A 2,042-nucleotide genomic window follows, 5' to 3' on the forward strand; every position below is an offset into this window, starting at 1 on the left:
AAAAGGCAGGGCTGATTCATCCCCTTTGGGAATGAATTTGTCAATGTCTAAAGCAATCGGTTTTTAGATGAATGTGGTTGTTTCTTAGTATGAAATTACCATTTATTCGATCGAAATTAATTGCTTTTAATCTTGACAACCTAAGCCCGATCGGGAATGAATCAGCCCTGCTTAAAAAGGGGGATTTAGATCTACGATCGAAGCCAATAAGACTTTTCAGACACCCTCTTATGGCTACATTACCCCAAAACTGACTTTTTGCCCGATTCGCCATCTGCGACGCTATGCCTGCGCTTTGCGCTGACGACAATCACTAGGATTGATGCCATATTTGCGCTTGAAGGCGCGGGCAAAATAGCCTAAATGAGCATAACCCACATAGTTGGCAATATCGGCGACAGTGCGATCGGTATTTCTGAGCAATAATTCTGCCTGCTGTAACCGTTGCTCCGTTAGATAACCAACTATCGTAGTCCCAAATAGCGATCGAAATCCCCGCCGGAGGGTGCGATCGCTCAGATCCAATTGCTGTGATAATTCAGTTGATGTGGGCGGATTATCTAATCTCGATTGAATAATTTCTTGAGCATAATGTAATTTAGCGATCGTCTGAGATTTTAGTTTAGGTAATATTTCTGGCTCCGCAGATCGATTCTCTCTCAAAGTGTCGCCACCAGCGAGTACTGGGGCAAGTTGTAATGACATAATTTCTAGTGCCTTTGCCTGTAAATACATGCGTTTAGTAGTGCCGCGATAGGGACAAAATCTAATTTGCTGCACTACCCTAGCGATTTCTGCTGTATTCGGGGGGTAAAGGATCGATTGCCAGTCATCCCCCTTGGCTAAAAACTCTAACTCTGATTCGAGTTGCCCATCCTCGCCAGGAAACAGCATTGCTAATCTGGCAGGGGATAACTCAATGCACACGCCAATCATAGGTTGCGCTTGATGATAATCGACGACCATTTTGCGCTGGATGCCACCGCCCGAAATTAAGGTTCGCGCCTGATTCCAATTACCTACATTGCTACTGATACACCCCGACAATAACACGCCAAACTCGATCGGATGCTCCTTCGACTCGATCTGTTGTACTCGCACATCATCTCGCCCCTGAATATCCCAAATTGATAGGGTAAACTCTGCGTCTAGTTGAATCTCCCAATGGCATCCCGATCCCAGTGATGGCGGTGTGTGAAAAAGTGCTTCTAACCCTACACTCTCTTCATTGAGAGGACTGTTGGTTTGTGCCCACAATTCCTCGAACTCTGAGAGTGCTAAATCGATCGTCATCGCAATTGAGGTTAAGATTAATTGAGAATAGTTATTACTAAATTTTAACGTCGATCGCATAATTTAGTACTGTCGTCTCAAACATTTCCTGAAATCCTCGCCGCAGCGTGCGTTTCGAGCGAGCAGTTTAGTCAAAAATTTTGACCGCACACTCGAACGCTCTAATGCCAAGCTCTGGGTCAATTATTAACTATCTGCCTTAGGCTTATAGGTAGAAATTACCTCTAATTCTTTGAGTTGTTTGGCATCGACACCTGCGGGGGCATTCATCAACAAACACCGGGCTTGTTGCGTCTTGGGGAAGGCAATGACATCGCGAATCGAGTCTTCACCTGCAAGTAACATGACCAGTCGATCGAGTCCGTAGGCAATCCCGCCGTGTGGGGGGGTACCAAATTCAAATGCTTCGAGTAAAAAGCCGAATTTGTCGTTAGCTTCGATGGTCGATAATCCGATCGCGCTGAAGACTTTTTCTTGAATTTCGCGTTGATGAATTCGCACGCTGCCGCCGCCAATTTCGGTACCATTAAAGATGATATCGTAGGCTTGAGCGCGGGCGGTTGTCAGATCGGCGATGTCGTCGGGATGGGGGGCTGTGAAGGGATGATGGAGGGCTTCGAGTCGTGTTTGATCGGGGGTGTAAAAAAAAAAAGGGGAGTAGGGGTACCAAAAAAAAATTAAATTATTATAATAAAATAAAACAAGTTAGCCCCCCCAGAAAAAAAACCGTCGGAAGAGTTTTTTTTTTT

The 2,042-nt window shown here is 45.3% G+C and carries 2 protein-coding genes; both read right to left on the reverse strand.

Annotated elements, in window-relative coordinates; genetic code table 11:
- Positions 1-282: 282 nt before the first annotated feature.
- The gene (locus tag RMO79_RS14020; RefSeq protein ID WP_310483781.1) at positions 283-1,353 is read right to left on the reverse strand and encodes an AraC family transcriptional regulator; all 1,071 of its coding nucleotides are present in this window, start codon (positions 1,351-1,353) and stop codon (positions 283-285) included.
- A 126-nt stretch (positions 1,354-1,479) separates the two neighbouring features.
- Positions 1,480-1,971 (reverse strand): amino acid--tRNA ligase-related protein, encoded by a 492-nt coding sequence (locus RMO79_RS14025; RefSeq protein ID WP_396136599.1) that lies wholly within the window; start codon positions 1,969-1,971, stop codon positions 1,480-1,482.
- Positions 1,972-2,042: the final 71 nt, after the last annotated feature.

It is taken from the genome of Chamaesiphon sp. VAR_48_metabat_403 (assembly GCF_031422475.1).
GTDB lineage: Bacteria > Cyanobacteriota > Cyanobacteriia > Cyanobacteriales > Chamaesiphonaceae > Chamaesiphon.